Below are 18,202 nucleotides of genomic sequence, written 5' to 3'. Positions count from 1 at the left end.
AATATTCACCATGAATACTTTAAAATTTTCAGTTCAATCCTTGCTTTCTTTTGGTGCTGATCAAAGTATCACCGGGCCAATGTCCCCCGTACTTTTTGCCAAAGAAGTGGCCGAAAAAACCGGGCACAAATTCAATCGTCTCGCACGGATATGGTTTAGAAACGAAAAGATATTACAAAACCACGAAGCAGACGGGTTAACAGGTCATGATTTGTTAATCATTGCCCACCAGTACGATGACGATCTGTGGATAAGCCTATGGATAGATAACGGTATAAGCGGAACACCGGTTGCTATGGCCTTTAACAGTGATAGGGAAATTGTATTGACCCCCATTTACCAAAGGAAAGAATATGTTAAAAAATTAGATCAGCAGCAGTTAAAAAATGTATTTGATTACCTGTTTGACCACCCGGAAGAACTGGACATTGTTCCTTTTGAGCGGTACAGCAAAAGAGCATAAACCGAATCCATATTTAAAAATTTTCACCTTAATACTAATATTATGACTACGATTATAAAAAAAATATCTGCAAATAAAAACAACACTCCGCTTTCAGAGCAACAGACCGTGCAAAAAAATATCTCCCTTGATCTGGTGGACTTATCGCCGGACAATTACCGTATTTACTTTTGTCCGGTAGCCTTAAATGAACTGGCAACAGATATGACCTTGCACGGTATGATTTCACCGGTGACCGTTCGGCCAATGCCAACCGGACGCTATGAGCTTGTTGTAGGTGAAAGGCGCATCCGTGCCGCCCGTATCGCCACACTGGAAATCATACCAGCCGTTATTAAAGAGTTAACCGATGAACAGGCCGAAGAAATGAGGCTTTCTGAAAACCTCCAACGGGAAAACCCGCACCCGATGGACGAGGCCAACCGCATAGGAAAAATGCAACGCGAAGGAAAAACCATTGCACAGATTGCCGAACGGTTATCAAAATCCAAAACATTTATTTATGCAAGGCTGAAACTCTCCGCCTTAATCCTTCCCTTACAGGAATTATTTTTTGCGGAAAAACTTTCCCTTTCCGAAGCTATGGAAATAGCTGCACTTGCACCAAGTTCACAGGAGGAAATTTTTGAACGTCATTGCATTGACTGGCAAGAGGAAAATTTTACCACCCATAGTTTTAAGTACATTATTGGAAGGTATAAATATGATTTGAGTGATGCGCCGTTTGATGTTCAGGACAGCCAATTGATCCCCCAAGCTGGTGCATGCTCTACCTGTCCGTTTAATTCGGCTACCCTAATTAGTTTATTTCCCGAAATGGCCGAAGATGCCATCTGTACAAATAAAGCCTGCTATCATTCCAAATGTTTAACAGCTACAAAAAATGAAGTTTTACAGGTCGTTGAAAACTTTGCACCGCTGGCAATTATCTATAGCGGAAGCCTATCGGAAGAAAATCAGATCATTGTCGATTCCCTAGACCAAACCGCAGGGCTACCCCAATATTCGACCTGTGAGGTAATGGTATTGCCCCCGCCCACTATGCCCGATCAGCAGGACTACACCGATGAGGACGACGGGGAATCGTTTGATCAAATCGGGTACGATCTTGCCATGCAGGAATACAATGAAGATTTAAGCGCATTTAACGAACGCACCGCGTCCGGTGAATTTAGTAAAGGTTTATATTTTCATTCCTTTGGGGCTATAGCTGTTTTATTTACCGAACGGCACAGCAACACCAAACAAGCACCCCAAAAGGCCACCGCAAAACAGGTGCAGGAGGCCATTAAACAAGGTACCCAAACTACAGAACTTTTACAGGGTGAGGTTTCAAGGCTCCATACACGCGAAAATAGGGCAAAACAAATCGACCGTGAAAAAGTACAACTCAACCTACACCAGCATTTTTGCGATGCAACCAGCACCGTTGAAATCTCCAACCCCGCCAATAGCGCCGATCTTGCAGCCGCGCGTTTACTGGTCTATCAGTCGTTAAAGTATGAGGCCAAAAGCCGGATCGACAAAAGTTTGCTCGTTGATGAAAACCTGACCCGGATCACTGACCCGGAAAAAGTATACCAAAAACTGGCCTCCCTAACCGAAAGCGAATATGCCTTAATGATCCGTTTAGCCGTATGCGGGCAAGGAGAAAGTAAAATCCCGACCAATATCAGTGGTATAGCCCTTTATCAATTGGCAGTTGAATCTAGCCTTGATGTACAGCAGATTGAAAATAAGCAAGCCAAAATTGCAAAGCAGCGCATGAAAAAATTAAAGCCGCGCTTAAAAGATCTGGAAACCCGCATCAAAAGAATGGATGCCCAAAATAAGCATAAAGAGGCCGCATAACAGCCTCGATTAAGATGATAACACAAACCCTTATCCGGGGTAAAATCTTCCTTTTTTGGGCTTAAAACGACTATTTATGCACGTTAAAGATTTAAACAACAACCTTATCGAGGTCACCGACCTCGATAAGGCTATTGAACAGGCAGGGGACTTTAAACAATACCAGCATCAAGACCCTCATTGTATAGATACCGATCAGCAAAGACAAAGGTATTGGGCTGACCTGCACCAAAAATTATCGAATTTAAAAAACCTTAAAACTTAAAACCATGAATCCATATATTCCAAGTGTACATACCATCGCGCTTACTTCTATAGCACTGGGCGTATTCCTTTTTTTCTGCTCCGCTAAAAAACAGTATAACCGCGCTGTCGGTATGACCCCTTATCACCCCTTGCCCTTTTGGCAGTTTTTAATTGTGCGGACATTTGAATTTTTCTGGCAATGGCTATATAGGCTATTGATCGTTTTCGGTCTGCTTTTTCTGCTCATCGATTGGTACATCAGTCCCAAGTAATTGCAATGGGATGAAATCTTAAAAAAACCGACCGCCGTTGATCCCTTCCTGGGATCAACGGCGGTCGCCAGAAGCGGTGCTGCCCTATAGGCAGCGTCGCATTTTTTGAACCCTACGGGTTCCAGCTTTTCTCACTTAAAAATATGGTTCATGCAAAAGAAATATTATATCCGAATTTACACCAGAAAGATCACCCCTAAAAATCTTTATGCCCTTCTAGTGGTATACTATGATCCCGATGAAGGTGGAACATGGCGTCGGAGGTTCAAAAGATTAAGTGTAAATACCTTTGATTATTTGCAACGCGACATGGTTTGTTCTGAGGTCACCTTGATGGAAAAATTATGGCGTTTGTACCATGTTGCTTACACCAACTGGGAGGGATTAATTTCAGATGAATATGGTATGACTGAAGATATGGAGTGGTGCAGAAAGATCCACTCTTTTGCCAAACTGTCCATACCATTGGAAGAAATTTTGAAAAAGAAATGACGCGCATTTCATTCCTAAAAAAGGGCTACACAAAAATTGTAGCCCTTTTTACATCCTTCCAGCTTTTAAGTTCAGTGTTACTTAAAGGCTTTGAGTTTTTCATAAAACATTTCCAAACCCGCCTTTTCCAAACATTCTTTAATAAAAGCATCCAGTTCCTTGGATAAACCTTCGGGAAACAAATCGAATAGTTCCGACCCGGATTTAAGTTCTTTTTCCACTACCAGCGCAAACAGCAAAACTATTTTACGGTTCGCCATTGGCGGCAACTTCACATTGCCTGCCCATTCATTGGTACTTAACATGGCGTCGAACACCTGTTTTTTTTCATTAATCGTCATCATACCTCACATTTTTGTTTTCAACCTCACGTAAGGCAAAAGTATCCTGTAAAATTAAAATTTACCTATATCAAAAATCCATTAGGTTCCCAGTTAGGTGGATTTACTGTCATCGCTAATGCCAAAGACAAAGTATGCGGGATGGTAATATATCTACAAGTCAAACGTTTAAATATTTAATAAAATTCTACCATTCTAGTCAATAATATCGATATTAGAGATTCTCAACGCTGCTCAAAATGAATGCTAAAATCCTCCAAATCCTCCAAAACTTCCTATCCAATACTTCCTCTACGGAAGAAATCCAGCTCATTACTGAAATACTTCAACAAGGTACATATTGGGAAGAGTGGGAATATGTGCTATTTGAAAGGCAAAATAGTGCAACAGAAAAAGAACCCGCTCTCAAAAATCCTCCTGACTTCCAGAAACTCTTTGACCAAATCAAATCAAAGACTTCAACCTAATACGCACCGGTTACTCCGTAACGCACTTGTTACTGGACCTCATTAATTTTTAGTGCCTTGACATACAGAACTACTAACCATATTGTTTAAATTGCAGTAAATATCACCAAAAATAAGATTGCCTATGATGACACTACAAATGTAAAGTTCAAATTCAGTTTATTTTTTAACGTTAACCCTCAATTATGAAAACTCAATTAAATTACACCCTCGCTTTATGCGCTTTCATTCTTCTCTGCTCATTTACTTTTTCTTCCAAAACCTCAGAGCAAAATATTTCAATAACCAACAAATCTGTTTCAAGAAGTTCAGTCAATCCCTGGTTCCATTCTTCAACAGCAGAAGTCTTAAATTTGACTTCTATGGTGGCTCCAGGAGATGAAGATGAAGATGGAGTGCCAGATAGTTTAGACAAATGCCCGCATACGCCTCCTTTGACATTTGTGGACGCTAACGGCTGCCCGATTTTCTAGTAAACTATTTTATACCCTCTAGGTTCATTAGGGGGTATAATGTTTTATAATTAACTGTTAATTCAGCAGTATAATGCTCGATTAACGTATCTCCAAAAACCTATGAAAAATTATTTAAAAATCCTGCTTATAAGCGTTTGCTTTTTTGCAGTAGTGCCTTCCTGTAAAAAAGATGGCAAAAACATGGTCAGCACACAAGATCCTATTGCTAAGGATGCGGTGACCCTAGCCGAAGCAAAGGCCGAATATTCCAAAGCGCTTAATCAGGGGCTGTCTGATAATTTCCCTGATAAGCCCCTTACACCTAATTGGGAAAAGATCTATCGCTACCGTCTTTCAGATAATCATAATGCACTTTACATTACCTTATACTATAAAAAACAAACAGGCGAGGTGATTCAAATGATCGTCATGAAGGACAATGGTAAAATCCAGAGTAAGGTTGTCCAGGCAATTCCAAATCATAGTACATTAAAAGCTGTTAAAAAAATTGATTATGCTCATCTTGATGGCAGGTTAATTTTCTTCAACTCTTATGGAAAACTACATGGTGTGCTCGCCGTTCAAAACGGCAAACGATTAAGTTCAAATCTGTCAGGAGTTAATCTACAAAGTTCATCTTTAGGTGACCCTGACAAAGATGATGATCAGGATGGGGTAGTTAATAAAGATGATAAATGCCCGAACACGCCTGCTGGTGACATGGTAGACGGACAAGGGTGTAGCTTAGATATCCCCTTAGATCCTGTGATCATTACTCCAGATCCCGGTCCGGGTACTGGTTTACCCCCAATTGATACCGGCGGAGGGTATCCTCCAATAGGTGGTGATCCTGGTGATGGTGGCCCTACCGGTCCGGGAGGAGGCGCTGGCGACCCAGGTTACACAGATGATAGCCAAACAACAGGTACAGTTGAGGTCGATGGTAACAGTGATCCTGATTTCCCGTCCAATTGCGCATCATGGGCATATGAACCCGCTGCGATAGAAACGTACCAATCCTGTGGAGTATCAGATTTACGCATTGACTATATCACAACCTATCAGATAGGAAATATAATTCACATAGAGTATGTACGAATGCACTATGACAAAATTCTCTATTTCGAATTCCCAAGAACACGCGCAGATGGAACATTTATCAGCGCTGGGGATGCAGCAAGACTGACAGCTCAAGCAAAAGATGCGGCCGAAGATATATTTGAATCACAGGTAGAATCTTCGCCACCTCCAAGCGGACCAGGCGTTGAAATATATTTAAATCGTTACCTTAATCTTTTAAAGGATGCAATGGAAAGATTGGGTGGACGTGCAACTTATAGAAACAATTATGGCACTTATTCTATTAAGCCATATACAAAAGGAATTGGAGGTTGTTAAAAATGCAAGATTTGCCGTTATTCAATCAGTTGGTTTACGATAACAAAATTATTGCCACCGTTGTTAAAGATCTGAATTTTTCAAGGGTCGATTTCTCAGGTTATGAGTATAAAAAGGATTGGGAAGATAATTATACGATCAAGAATTTTAATCTAGGGAATTTTATTTTTAGGTCAGTGACGATTAATTTAATTGCCCAGGATGTCTTTGTAAACCTGTATTCAGATGATCAAAACTTCTTTGATAACCCCTTGAAGTATTTTGAAGATGATGGTGTTGCCTTTGAATTAGACCCCATTACCAATGGTGACAAAAAGATTAAAGACTACCGCAGAAAACTACATTCATTTAGATTATTTGATCGAACCGCTAGGCTTTCTATTTACAAATCTGATGCCTACGGTTGCAGGATAAATCTCACTTTTATCGGTTAAGAACCCTTAAATTCTTATATAAGCTGCCTGTCAATATTTTCGGGCAGCTTTTTTTTATGCCACGCGGATTTCCCGTCCCAGTTAACCTATATCAAAAAACCAACAGGTCAAGGTTTTCGGCATCACACATACTAAGTTTGTATCACTGAACTGTATTGTGAACCCGAAAACGTGTAGAATGGAAAACAGTAACGAAAAGGCAAGGTACCAACGCGCAAATCAATTGGACCTGGTGGATTACCTTGCAAAACTGGGCTTCGAGCCTAAAAGAAAAGTTGGTGACAAATTTTATTATCTCTCACCGCTACGTGAGGAGAAAACCCCATCTTTCAAAGTTGAACGCAAAAAGAATATATGGGCTGACTTTGGTGAAACGCCACAGCCTGGAAAAAAGGTCTGCGGAGGAACTGTAATAGATTTTGGAATGCTCTATTTCAAATGTTCAGCCGCTGAATTTTTAAACCGGCTGGAACAGTCCTTAGATCTACCCATTGAAACGCCTGTAAGGCCAAAATCTAAAAACATATCGCCGGATGCTCACCAACAAGACGAAAACAAAATTACCATCATTAAAAGTATTCCACTTCAACATCCGGCCTTGCTGTCTTATCTAAAGGAAAGACGGATTCCATTTTCTATTGCAAATGAGTACTGTAAGGAAGTCCATTTTATGCTTTACGGCAAACAAAATTTTGCCATTGGCTTTCAAAACAAAGATGGGGGTTATGAACTCCGTAATAAATACTTCAAGGGAAGCAGCTCTCCAAAGAACTATACCCACTTTCAATTTGGTCCAGATCCTGGTCAAAAGGTCGCCATCATTGAGGGATTTTTTAGCTTCCTCTCTTACATGACTCTGGTGCCGCCGGAAGACCGACAGGGGGAAGATGTGGTTGTACTGAACAGTCTTGTTTTTTTTGAATCGGCAAGGCCACTCTTTGAAAAATATAAAGTCAATGACCTTTATCTCGACAATAACAGGCAAGGAAAAAAAGTGACAGCCTATGCGCGGTCTTTAGATAAGAAACTCTACAAAGATAAAAGTTATGTTTTTCGTGGCTATGATGACTTTAACCATCTGCATTGCAACTTTGGTCTGACCCCAAAAAAGAACAGAAAATTATCGCCCTGATTTTCTTGCCTGCAAAAATCATCTTCCCGTTATCAGCACATCAACCCTGAGCGTACCTGAGTTTGGCCATCCCCCGCCTGGTCAGGGGATGGCGTCCCACGCGATGCTGGAACCCGCAAGATGTTCGGTTGTATCACAACCGGAATTTTTTTGCCGCCCCCTCCTAAGTCGGGGGCGGTTAAGAGTGAACAAATTTGATCCGTGAAAAAGAAAAGTGAACATGAAAAAATCAGAAACCAAATCCAAATGGCTGCATTTGCGCCTTTCAGAAGTAGAGTATAAACAGTTGCACACCGAGTTTTCCCGTACCACAGACCGCAAAATATCCTCCTACGCCAGAAAGATCCTGTTAGGAAAGCCCATGATTGCCGGGTATAGAAACCACACTGCCGATGCGCTCATGATTGAGTTCTCTAAGCTGATTAAGGATTTAAACGGAGTAGCAAATAACTTCAATCAGGCCGTACATGTGCTTCATACCCTCAAGCAACCTGCCCAGTTTGGTAAATGGCTGGTCACCTACCAATCAGAACAAAAAAACATGCTGGAAGACATCCGCGCTATCCGTGAATTCATTCATAAAACTGCCGCAGTATGGTTGCAATCATAAATAGCGGCAAACATATCCGCAAGAGCTTTTTCTATAATGACAAGAAGCTGGAAACCGGTTCTGCAAAGCTTTTGATGGCGGAAAATTACCCTATGGAACTCCAGCGAATGAACCGTGAACAGCGCCTCCAGGTACTTTTAAAAACTGCACAAAAACGTCCTATACTACGGCCTTCGCTGCATATTTCCCTAAACTTTGCCCCTGGAGAAGTCATTTCTGATGCCAAGATTTCTCAGATTACCAACGAATATATGCAGGCCATAGGATTAGCAGAGCAACCCTATCTGGTCTACCGTCATTACGATGCTTCCCACCCGCATGTGCATATAGTCACTCACCGAATTGCCCCTAACGGCGGGTTGGTGGATACCTATATGATTGGAAAAAGGAAGTCTGATCCGGCGCGTAAAGAACTGGAGAAAAAGTATGGCCTGGTTCCCGCAGCTAAACATGAATCCGGTCTATATGAACTCGCACCGGTCAACGTAAGCAAAGTCATTTACAGTAAATCTCAGACCAAAAAGGCTATTGAAGACCGGCTTAATTACATCCTGAAAACCTATAAGTTCAGCTCACTTTCTGCCCTGAACGCAGTGTTGAAAGGTTACAATATTGGTGCAGACAGAGGCAAAAAAGGTTCCAGGATGTACCAAAAAATGGGGTTAATCTATCACCTGATCGGTCCAGCCGGGACACCTGTTGGTAAGCCCCTGCGCTCCAGTTTATTGAATGTTGAGGCGACTTTAAAAGACCTGCATAAGCACTTTGTGGCAAAGAAAGATTTCTCCCCGCAACACCTCAGCAGGATAAAAAATGCGGTTGATCTTGCCCTAAAAACCCAGCCACCACCTTCCCTGTCAGCGTTATCTGCTCAGTTGAATAAACAAAACATCAAGATCGTGCTGCTTAAAAATCAGGCCCGGCAGATCTATGGAATCAGCTATGTGGACAATAAAACCAGGTGTGCGCTCAATGGCAGCGACCTGGGGCCAGCCTATAGTGCAGGTGCAATACAACAGCGCTGCGCGGCAGACAACGGGCAACTTTCTTTATTATCAGATGGCTTAAAAATCATCTCTGCTCACAACCAGGTGATCGAAGATAATAAGGCCCCAATTCCACCAAAAAATCCCGGACTGCAAACCGCAGAAGACCTTCCAATCTCCAGCTCTTCTGATTACTCAGATGGCGAAAAAGGATTACTGGAAATTCTCATTTCTCCGGAGGAAGTCTATGAGTTTCTTCCTTATCAGCTTCGCAGAAAGAAGAAAAAAAAGAAAAAATAAATCTGATAACCCTAAATACAATTGTGATGGCGAGTGGCGAGAACGAACAAGCTTTGAGAAAGATACTGGATATGACAAGGTTCATCAGTATCGTTCTGTTAATACTTCATGTATACTATTATTTTTATGCTGCCTTTTTACATTGGCAATTAGTAACCCAATTTACGGACCGTTTAATGGGCAATATTGCCCGCACCGGCCTGTTTACTTTCTTTCATAAATCAAAACTCTTTGCCCTTTGTTTCCTTGCCATTTCCCTGGTTGGTGCTAAGGGACGCAAGAGCGAAACGATGACCTTAAAAAAGGCTCTTGTCCATATCGGCTGGGGTCTGGCCATTTATTTTGGCGCTTATTTTTTACTGTTCCTTCCCTGGGACAACCAACTGATCGCCGCAGCCTACATGGGCATGATCTTCATCGGTTTTATTCTTATGCTCACCGGGGGCACCTGGCTTTCACGAATCATCAAAGCCAATCTTGCAGATGATATCTTCAATCAGGAGAATGAAACTTTCCCGCAGGAAACCCGGCTTATCGAAAACGAATTTTCTGTTAACCTGCCTACGCGATTCAAGTATAAAGGGAAAGTCCATCAGGGCTTTCTAAACATAATCTCCCCACAGAGAGCATGTATTTGTCAGGGCAGTGCTGGTTCGGGTAAGACAGCATACTTTTTACGTCACGTGATTTCCCAAAGTCTAAGTAAGCCAGAGCCATTTTCCGCGCTGATATATGATTTCAAGTTCCCCGATCTGAGCATCATCGCTTATAACTATTGGCTTAAAAACAAGCATAAATACGGCGCAAAAAGCGACTGCTATTTTATCAACTTCGATGACCTAAGCAGGACCCATAGAGGTAACGTTTTTGACCCCATTGGCATGACCGATATTACTGATGCCAGCGAGTCCGCTCGCACGATTCTGCTGGGTCTTAATAAAGAGTGGAAAAAAAAAGAAGGCGAATTTTTCACCGAAAGTGCAATCAACTTCGTGACTGCGATCATCTGGTATCTAAGAAGATACCAGGATGGAAAATACTGTACGCTACCGCATGTGCTGGAATTTATTCAGGTTGCTTACGATGAGATGTTCTCCATTATGCGGCTGGAATCCACCATATCAGCCCTTTTGTCACCCTTCCTGAAAGCCTACGAGGCGGACGTGATGGAACAATTGGAAGGTCAGATCGCGAGCGCGAAAATTGCATTGGCAAGACTCACCAGCCCTCAACTTTATTACGTTTTGAGCGGTAATGATTTTGGTCTTGATATTAACAATCCTGAGCATCCTGTGGTATTGTGTATGGGTAATAATCCTCAAAAAATTATGACCTACGGAGCGGTACTCTCACTTTACGGCAACCGCATTCTAAAGATCATCAATCAAAAAAACAAAGTCAAATGCGCGCTGGTATTCGATGAATGGCCCACCTTGAACCTTGAACTAAATATGGTCGTCAGTACCGGTCGCCAAAATAAAATATGCACTTACATAGGGTTACAGGAGCTGAATCAGGTACGCAAAGAATATGGAAAGGATAGTGCTGAGGTGATCATCAACATGGCCGGAACTATTGTTTCCGGACAGGTTTCAGGTGATTCTGCTAAACAACTTTCCGAACGAATCGGAAAGATCAACCAGGACAGGACCAGTTTATCCATCAACGCTTCAGATACTTCCGTTTCCAAAAGTAAACAGTTGGAATACGCAGTACCGGCTTCAAAAATTGCAGCACTCAGTAGTGGTGAATTCGTTGGAATGATTGCCGATACTCCGCAACAGCCCTGCCATTTGAAAGCTTTCCATTGTCAAATCGTCAATGATTTTGATGCAATCAATGTCGAGGAAAAAAACTATAAACCTATCCCCGTTATACGCCAGGTCACCCAGGAGGATGTTGAGGACAATTACAACCGCATCCGGCAGGACATCCAGGATTTAGTAGCTTCAGAAATTGAAAGAATGCTTTCTGATCCTGAACTGGAAGCGTTAGTGATCAGAAAATAGTACCATCAAAAAAATAAACCTTTGCTTACCGGCCGTCCTTTTTGCCTGTAAAAGTAGACCGGGGCAAAGGTTTTGTTTATGCTTACTTTGGCTAAAGTCTATTTAAGCAGCAGCAGATGCCGACACCTTTCCTCGTTATTGAAAAATATTTCTTCTGCTTTTTTCCAGTAATGAGATTTTAAACGTTCTATTTGCTTACAGTTCTCCGCCTTAACCTCCTCCCATATGTCAAACCAAATAAAGTCATAAAAACTCCGGTCTACATAGGTTAATGCCTCTGCATGGATACACTTTACTTTTAGTGAAACTGATTCCAGATATTTGCCTACCAATTCAATTAGTTCAACATCCTTTTCTATTATCGTTATTGTTTCGACTTCGTTTTTTTCGATCAGAGCTTTCACCATCTGGCCAAGCCCAAGTCCGGCAACAAATACATCCCCATAAGCCTGTTGAATAAATTTAATACTGTCTTCACTTATAGGTTCATCTGTTTTTGCAATCAGCTTTGAAGCATCATTTTGATGGCGATACAAGTATTTTTCTTCACCAACACTCTTTACTTCCCATTCTCCAAGCATTCTATCAGGTACATTAACTTTGATAATCATAAGTAATATTTACAGCTTATTTAATATGGAATTCAGTCTTTGAAACAAAATAATCAAGGGTGGTTAACCCCTGAATGAAACAGGTATAGTCTCCTGGGAGATCGCCGGTATAAAAACTGAATTCTGCCTTGCCCTGTTCATCTGTGGTGAGTTGGTAATTCCAGTATAAAGTTGTGCCGATATTCAAACCAGCAATCGTATCGGTAGAATAATCCGCCACTGGGAAGGCTACAGGTAGGTACGCCGGTTTAATCTTTTTTAAATATTCCTGCTCAGTAGATGCAGATACAGGTAAATTTGCAGGTGGCCGGGAAGTATCACCCTGATGCAAAAGCGTGCCGATATTTTCCAGTTCCTTAGCTGTAAAAACTAAACTGTCTACAACCATTTCCTGGCTATATGGGTAATCCACCAGTGCCAGCTTGTTCACAATCCGCTGCTGATCGTCCCAGACAACGATCCTAAAATTCATGCTGTTGTTTCCTTTGGCAATACTTAAATAGGCATCTGTATTCCAGGGAGCAATCACTTGATCCGCCTTCAGTTTAAAGGTCCCCTTTTTGCTGGTTTGAAATGGAACTGCATTGCTGCTGGTCATCAGCAGCATCGGAATAGCCTTCCCGCTTTCTTTTTTACCCCTTAAAACATACCCGCTAACCGGATATACATCATGTGGCCCGGTATTGATCTGCTGCTGATTTGCAAAGGTGTGCTGGTCTATATAATAGAACCTTCGGATATTCCAATTACTGTTTTCACGGAGCCTGTTACTTAACACACAGGATACGGTAAAAGTACCCCGCACAGCCTTTCCATCCTGGTCCTTTATTTGTACCGCCCACTTCGTCTGGCTGCGCTGGTGATATTCCGAGGAATCTGCGCTCAGGCTCACAATGGGTTTACATTCGTCAATCTTCTGCTGAGTCGCAGGGCTTTTAAAGCCCTCTACATGGGACGGTATAAACGGACGCTCCCCAGGACGCCGCACGGAAACCCACTGGTGAAATTCCTGCTCAATGCTGTCCAAAAGATAATTATTAGTGAATGCAATTAGCGGATAATCCCCACTGCGCAAGCTATCGGGAAGGTCCAGCATACCATAACAAACCCCGGAACTTAAAATGAATTTCTCCAGCAAAACAGGTTTGTGAGCGATCGGATCAAGCAACGAAACATACATGGTATGATAGTCAACACTTGTATCCAGGTTAAGCATGTAGCCTGTAAACCATACCCTTTCTGAAGGAGTATAAATGTGTTTATCGGTTTGCAAATACAGACTGGTCGAATTGTGTATATACTGCCTGGCCGGGGCATTAATGCTCCACAGCATCAATGCCCATAACATAATCCTATTCATTCTTAGGAGTTAAATAGTACAGATCAAATTAAATTCCTTCACTTAGGCATAGTAAATAGGTCCCCTTGCGAATCTTTGGTCCGCCTCAACGTTTGCCAAGTAATATTCAATTTAGTACTCCAGGTACGCTTGTTCCGTTAACCTGGCCCCCGATTTTTTTGAATAACAAATGAATAACATTTGTCCAACTAATTAATCTACCGACTTGATGCCTATCTTTTGCATAGTTTCCACGACAATTGTGATCACCCCAAATTCCATAACCACTTTGCCCGTAAATTGATAAAAACCACGGCCCTTAAATGGATACATCGCATTGCTGTCTGGAAAGTGAACCGTATCCAACCAGGCCCCGGAAGCGTCCAACCAACTCCCGAATTTCATTGTTCGCTTGTCTTTTTTAGTTACTGCATATTTTGTACAGATCAAATAGCCCAGGCAGGTCACCTGCTGATTGATATGGCCTTCAAGGTCCCGAGCCAATGGAAATTGCTTTACGTCAGCATCCACGATCTCAAAGATATTGCCTAGTGGAAATTCCAATATCTCCAGTTCCTGGATACGGTCTTCGATCATGGTTTGTTCTAAAGACGGCAACTTAAAGGTCTTTTTCTGTTCCCCGAAAAGATTGTCCATGCCGCTAAAACGCTTATCAACTGGACGGCAAACAAAACTTCCCTGAATTAAAAGTTCCCTTTTTGGAATACCTGTAAAGCCCAGCCCACCCACTTTGACCAGCAAGTACAACTGTTCTTCAGTAATGTGCGTACGGTCTACAAAATCCTGTAGGTCTATATATCTACCATTCTTTGCCCGGTTATCAAGCAAGGAATCTATGGTCTTTTTTTCCAGTCCCTTCACATGGATAAATCCAACATACACTTCTCCGCGCACAATACTGGTCAGGTGTACCGAATGGTTTATACAAGGCCCATGAACCTTGACTCCTGTTTTGGCGAGTTCATGAAAATACAGTTCGCGGGAATAAAAACCACCAAAATTGTTAATGACAGCGACCATAAATTCTACCGGGTAGTATGATTTTAAGAATAAACTCTGATAGCTTTCCACCGCATAACTTGCCGAATGCGCTTTACTAAAAGAATACCCCGCAAAGCTGGAGATTTGACGCCACACCTCAGTGATGATCGGCTCCGGCCTGCATAAAGACCTCGCACCCTGGTGAAAGCTCTCCGACACACGTTCCATCTCTTGCTTTGACCTGAATTTACCTGACATTCCTCTTCGCAAAATGTCAGCATCTTCACCACTCATGCCTGCAAAATGAATACATACTTTGATCACATCTTCCTGATAGACCATGATCCCATAGGTTTCCTGTAACAACTCTTCCATCACCGGGTGCAGGTATTCAAATTTTCCTGGATTGTTGAACCGGTAGATATATTGCTGCATCATTCCAGATTGCCCAACTCCCGGACGGATAATAGAACTCGCGGCCACCAGACGTAAATAATCCTCACAGCGCAGTTTTTTTAGCAATTGCCGCATGGCAGGAGATTCAATATAGAAACACCCGATCGTATTGCCTGATCTGATATTCTCTGCCAGTTTGGGATCTTTTTTAAATTTCTCTATTGCATGAATGTCCACGTCAATGCCCCTGGTTTGTTTGACAATATCAATAGCCTCACGGATATGTCCTAACCCCCGCTGAGAGAGAATATCAAATTTATACAAGCCGATATCTTCGGCAACAACCATATCTATCTGCGTAATCCGAAAGCCCTTTGGTGGTAGATCCAGCGCGGTGTACCCGAAAATCGGCTCTTCACAGATGAGCATCCCCCCAGGGTGAATCGAAAGATGATTTGGAAAGTCCAGCATTAAAGGGGCGAGCATTTTGATCTTCTCATGGTTTTTGTCCCCCGAATGAAATTGTCCTTCAACCAACCCGTCAATTTCCATTTTAGGAAGCCCCAATACTTTTCCCAATTCCCTTATTGCAGAACTACCCTGAAAAGTAGAAAACATCCCCAACAGTGCTACATGCTCCTTCCCATAACGCTTGAACACATAATCAATCATATCATCTCTGTCCTGCCAGGAAAAATCCAAGTCAAAATCTGGCGGGGAGGTTCGGCTGCTGTTGAGAAACCGTTCAAAATATAGATCCAGTTCAATCGGGTCCACATCTGTAATCCGCAAACAATAAGCCACAATAGAATTAGCGCCGCTCCCCCTGCCGACATGATAGTATCCACGATAACTGGCCTCCTGAACGATATTTTGGGCAATCAGAAAATAGGTGACAAAATTAAGATCCGAGATCACTTTCAATTCCTGGGCAACCCTCAAACCAGCCTTCACATTGTTCTTCCCATACCGCTTTTCCATTCCTTCATAGGTCAATTTCACCAACAGCTCATAATCATCTTCTTTACTAGCGGTAAAAATTTTCTTGTTCTTATCTATTTTAAAATCCATCTGAATACTGCACGCATCCAACAATTGAAAGGTATTGCTCACCAATAGCGGGTAGTCTTTAAATGCTGCAATCAGACGGCCCGCGGCCACAAAAAATTCGTGCTTACCGGCGATATCCCCCGGTTGAAGTTTGCTGATGATTTCATTCTTATCAATAGCCCTTAAGAATTGGTGCAATTCATAATAGGTTTTATTTTGAAAGGTGACCGGTTGAAGAATCACCATCTTCTGACCATATCGTTTCATGTCCACCCCAAAGAGCTTATTAATTTCAGTGGCCTGTATGCCAATGAAAGCATTAGCCTCAAGGTGATCCGGCAAACCATGAGCAAAGGGATAGATGATATACACGTCCTGGTCCATTTCAGGGAGGTCAGGAAATGCTTGTTTATTTACCAAATGCTGAGATAAAAACCGGTTGATCTTCGCAAAGCCTTCATTATTTTTAGCCAGCATCACGTAACACAGTTTATCCTGGTTGCGAAATTCAACGCCCGCGACTGGTTTTATCCCTGCCTGTTGTGCCAGCTTTACAAAGCTCCAGATGTCACTTGTATTATTGATATTGGTTAAAGCCAGTGAAGTGGCCCCCGCCTGCCCGGCAGCCTCGACCAACTGGGAGGTACTGAAGGTGCCCCAGCGATATGAAAAATATGTTTTGCAATTCAGGTACATGGCTATTTCTTCTTTTCTACCCCAATGGCACGCATCACCGCACCTGCCCCAAATTTCTTCCTGATTTCATCCAATGTTTGATAGAGCCTGACTGTTTCCTGGGTTTGCTCAAAAAGACTGATCTGAGGATGCCCGGCCACCAGATCAGAATAGCGTATACCGACCAGCCGGACTAATATCCTTCTGTCATATAACCGGTCAAACAGGTCTTTGGCCGTGCTGATCAATACATCATCTGATGCTGTATAGCCTATAGAACATTGTTTGGTTACCGTTGTAAAATCTGCATATTTGATCTTAACAGTCACGCACCCGGTCAGTTTGGCCTGTTGCCGTAGTTCAAAGCTGATTTTTTCGGTCATGCGGATCAACTGTCCGCGCAGAAATTGTACGTCAATGGTATCATTGTCATAGGTTGCCTCAGTGGAAATGCTTTTCTGTTCACTAAATGGAATTACCGGCGACTCATCAATTCCGTTGGCCTTGCGGGACATATCACTACCGGCCTTTCCAAATTTATGTGTTAGGATCTCTACCGGGGTTTCCGAGAGCAGTTTAATGGTTTTAATTCCCCAATCCTTTAAGACCAGCGAAGTCTTTTCCCCTATGCCGGGCATTTTTTCGACCCGCAGAGGTGCCAGATAGCTTTTTTCCTCCCCAAAAAAAATCTCTGCTTTTCCATTGGGCTTAACTTCATTGGTTGCTACTTTACTCACCAATTTATTGGAAGCCAGGGCATAGGTGATCGGAAGTCCGGTATGTTGATGGATCTTTCCTTTTAACTCCGTCAGAAATTTTCTGGCACTCGAACAATACGTCCCCATTCCGGAAACATCCATATAGAACTCATCAATGCTTGCTTTTTCATAAAGTGGTGCGCTATCGGCAATTACCTGGGTCACAAGCCTGGATTCTTTGCTATAAAGTTCATGGTCACCGCTGACTACAATAGCATCGGGACAAAGCACCCGCGCCTGCCTCATACTCATGCCCGAGCGTACCCCGAACACACGGGCCTCATAACTACAGGAGGCAACCACGCCCCTGGTTCCCCCGCCAACAATCACCGGGACGCCATTTAGACGGCGATCATGCTTTCTCTCCACCGATACGAAAAAGGTGTCCAGATCAAAGTGCGCTATACGTCTTTCTCCCGCTGTCATGTCTCTCTATATTCAAGACTGCAAGAATACTAATAATTTTAGTATTTAAACTAACATTTTTAGCTTATTTATTAAGATGCAGAAGGCTCACCAACCGCTAAAACAGCAATCAACTGATTTCTAAAAGGTAACACATGTTAAGTACATTGAGGGAATCTCTATACCTCAAAAACAGTCGATCACCTAATTCGTAAGCGGAAAAAACCCCTTTAGAAGAGGGTTTTTCCCTAAAAAATATAGGCTTTATACGTAAAAATGGGGCTTTTACTCCGTGTATTATCTTCTAATTTCATAAAAAACAATTCCATATGAATCAACAAAAAATGACGTTCTTATTTGAAATCGGAACAGAAAAATCCGAACAGGCTTACCAGGCCACGAAGTTGTTTACTTTATGCGCAATGATGGTCAGCAAAGGTATGGACCTCACACTGATCATTCCTTTTATGGAAGGGATGGCTTATAGCTGGGAAGAATAATTTCTCTCAG

The 18,202-nt window shown here is 42.3% G+C and carries 19 protein-coding genes; 14 read left to right on the top strand and 5 right to left on the bottom strand.

The features are described 5' to 3' along the window. Nucleotides 1-10: 10 nt before the first annotated feature. From ABR189_RS25010 to ABR189_RS24990, 5 genes are all read left to right on the top strand, one after another. Nucleotides 11-463: a hypothetical protein gene (locus tag ABR189_RS25010; RefSeq protein ID WP_354663222.1), complete on the top strand. Its 453-nt coding sequence runs from the start codon at nucleotides 11-13 to the stop codon at nucleotides 461-463. A 42-nt stretch (nucleotides 464-505) separates the two neighbouring features. Continuing rightward, the gene (locus ABR189_RS25005) at nucleotides 506-2,314 is read left to right on the top strand and encodes a ParB/RepB/Spo0J family partition protein (RefSeq protein ID WP_354663221.1); all 1,809 of its coding nucleotides are present in this window, start codon (nucleotides 506-508) and stop codon (nucleotides 2,312-2,314) included. Nucleotides 2,315-2,390: 76 nt separating this feature from the next. Continuing rightward, nucleotides 2,391-2,579 (top strand): 3-isopropylmalate dehydratase, encoded by a 189-nt coding sequence (locus ABR189_RS25000; protein WP_354663220.1) that lies wholly within the window; start codon nucleotides 2,391-2,393, stop codon nucleotides 2,577-2,579. Nucleotides 2,580-2,583: 4 nt separating this feature from the next. Then, entirely contained in the window at nucleotides 2,584-2,832 is a 249-nt protein-coding gene (locus tag ABR189_RS24995; protein WP_354663219.1) for a hypothetical protein, read from the top strand. Nucleotides 2,833-2,982: 150 nt separating this feature from the next. Further along, nucleotides 2,983-3,324, top strand: coding sequence for a hypothetical protein (locus tag ABR189_RS24990; protein ID WP_354663218.1), 342 nt, complete (start codon nucleotides 2,983-2,985; stop codon nucleotides 3,322-3,324). Nucleotides 3,325-3,401: 77 nt separating this feature from the next. On the opposite strand, the gene ABR189_RS24985 is transcribed toward ABR189_RS24990, so the two are convergent. Next, entirely contained in the window at nucleotides 3,402-3,668 is a 267-nt protein-coding gene (locus ABR189_RS24985; protein ID WP_354663217.1) for a hypothetical protein, read from the bottom strand. A gap of 236 nt (nucleotides 3,669-3,904) precedes the next feature. On the opposite strand from ABR189_RS24985, the gene ABR189_RS24980 reads away from it, so the two are divergent. The 8 genes from ABR189_RS24980 (at nucleotide 3,905) to mobC (ending at nucleotide 11,456) form a co-directional block, all read left to right on the top strand. Next, nucleotides 3,905-4,132 carry a hypothetical protein gene (locus ABR189_RS24980; RefSeq protein ID WP_354663216.1) on the top strand — a complete coding sequence of 76 codons (228 nt, stop codon included), beginning with the start codon at nucleotides 3,905-3,907 and terminating at the stop codon, nucleotides 4,130-4,132. Between the two features lie 185 nt (nucleotides 4,133-4,317). After that, complete coding sequence (locus ABR189_RS24975) at nucleotides 4,318-4,605, top strand: thrombospondin type 3 repeat-containing protein (protein WP_354663215.1); 288 nt, start codon at nucleotides 4,318-4,320, stop codon at nucleotides 4,603-4,605. 102 nt (nucleotides 4,606-4,707) lie between these two features. Next, nucleotides 4,708-5,985 (top strand): hypothetical protein, encoded by a 1,278-nt coding sequence (locus ABR189_RS24970; protein WP_354663214.1) that lies wholly within the window; start codon nucleotides 4,708-4,710, stop codon nucleotides 5,983-5,985. Next, nucleotides 5,979-6,419 (top strand): hypothetical protein, encoded by a 441-nt coding sequence (locus ABR189_RS24965; protein ID WP_354663213.1) that lies wholly within the window; start codon nucleotides 5,979-5,981, stop codon nucleotides 6,417-6,419. Before ABR189_RS24970 ends, ABR189_RS24965 begins: the two co-directional genes overlap by 7 nt. Before the next feature lie 178 nt (nucleotides 6,420-6,597). Next, the gene (locus ABR189_RS24960) at nucleotides 6,598-7,551 is read left to right on the top strand and encodes a DUF8464 domain-containing protein (RefSeq protein ID WP_354663212.1); all 954 of its coding nucleotides are present in this window, start codon (nucleotides 6,598-6,600) and stop codon (nucleotides 7,549-7,551) included. A 220-nt stretch (nucleotides 7,552-7,771) separates the two neighbouring features. Then, nucleotides 7,772-8,161, top strand: coding sequence for a plasmid mobilization protein (locus ABR189_RS24955; RefSeq protein ID WP_354663211.1), 390 nt, complete (start codon nucleotides 7,772-7,774; stop codon nucleotides 8,159-8,161). Then, nucleotides 8,146-9,447, top strand: a complete 1,302-nt coding sequence (locus ABR189_RS24950) for a relaxase/mobilization nuclease domain-containing protein (RefSeq protein WP_354663210.1) — start codon at nucleotides 8,146-8,148, stop codon at nucleotides 9,445-9,447. Before ABR189_RS24955 ends, ABR189_RS24950 begins: the two co-directional genes overlap by 16 nt. A gap of 26 nt (nucleotides 9,448-9,473) precedes the next feature. After that, nucleotides 9,474-11,456, top strand: coding sequence for a conjugal transfer protein MobC (gene mobC, locus ABR189_RS24945; RefSeq protein ID WP_354663209.1), 1,983 nt, complete (start codon nucleotides 9,474-9,476; stop codon nucleotides 11,454-11,456). A gap of 98 nt (nucleotides 11,457-11,554) precedes the next feature. Here the strand turns inward: mobC and ABR189_RS24940 are convergent, their stop codons facing one another. The 4 genes from ABR189_RS24940 to dinB form a co-directional block, all read right to left on the bottom strand. After that, nucleotides 11,555-12,067: a response regulator gene (locus ABR189_RS24940; protein ID WP_354663208.1), complete on the bottom strand. Its 513-nt coding sequence runs from the start codon at nucleotides 12,065-12,067 to the stop codon at nucleotides 11,555-11,557. 16 nt (nucleotides 12,068-12,083) lie between these two features. After that, entirely contained in the window at nucleotides 12,084-13,427 is a 1,344-nt protein-coding gene (locus tag ABR189_RS24935) for a hypothetical protein (protein WP_354663207.1), read from the bottom strand. Nucleotides 13,428-13,619: 192 nt separating this feature from the next. Further along, a complete protein-coding gene (locus ABR189_RS24930; protein WP_354663206.1) occupies nucleotides 13,620-16,550 on the bottom strand; it encodes a DNA polymerase III subunit alpha in 2,931 nt (976 codons plus the stop codon). A gap of 2 nt (nucleotides 16,551-16,552) precedes the next feature. After that, nucleotides 16,553-17,713, bottom strand: a complete 1,161-nt coding sequence (gene dinB / locus ABR189_RS24925) for a DNA polymerase IV (protein ID WP_354663205.1) — start codon at nucleotides 17,711-17,713, stop codon at nucleotides 16,553-16,555. A 308-nt stretch (nucleotides 17,714-18,021) separates the two neighbouring features. On the opposite strand from dinB, the gene ABR189_RS24920 reads away from it, so the two are divergent. Continuing rightward, complete coding sequence (locus tag ABR189_RS24920) at nucleotides 18,022-18,192, top strand: hypothetical protein (RefSeq protein ID WP_354663204.1); 171 nt, start codon at nucleotides 18,022-18,024, stop codon at nucleotides 18,190-18,192. Nucleotides 18,193-18,202 lie beyond the last annotated feature (10 nt).

The sequence above is a fragment of the Chitinophaga sp. H8 genome, assembly GCF_040567655.1.
Classification (GTDB): domain Bacteria; phylum Bacteroidota; class Bacteroidia; order Chitinophagales; family Chitinophagaceae; genus Chitinophaga; species Chitinophaga defluvii.
Note: the sequence above shows the minus strand (reverse complement) of the source record. Positions and strands in the feature narration are given on the sequence as shown.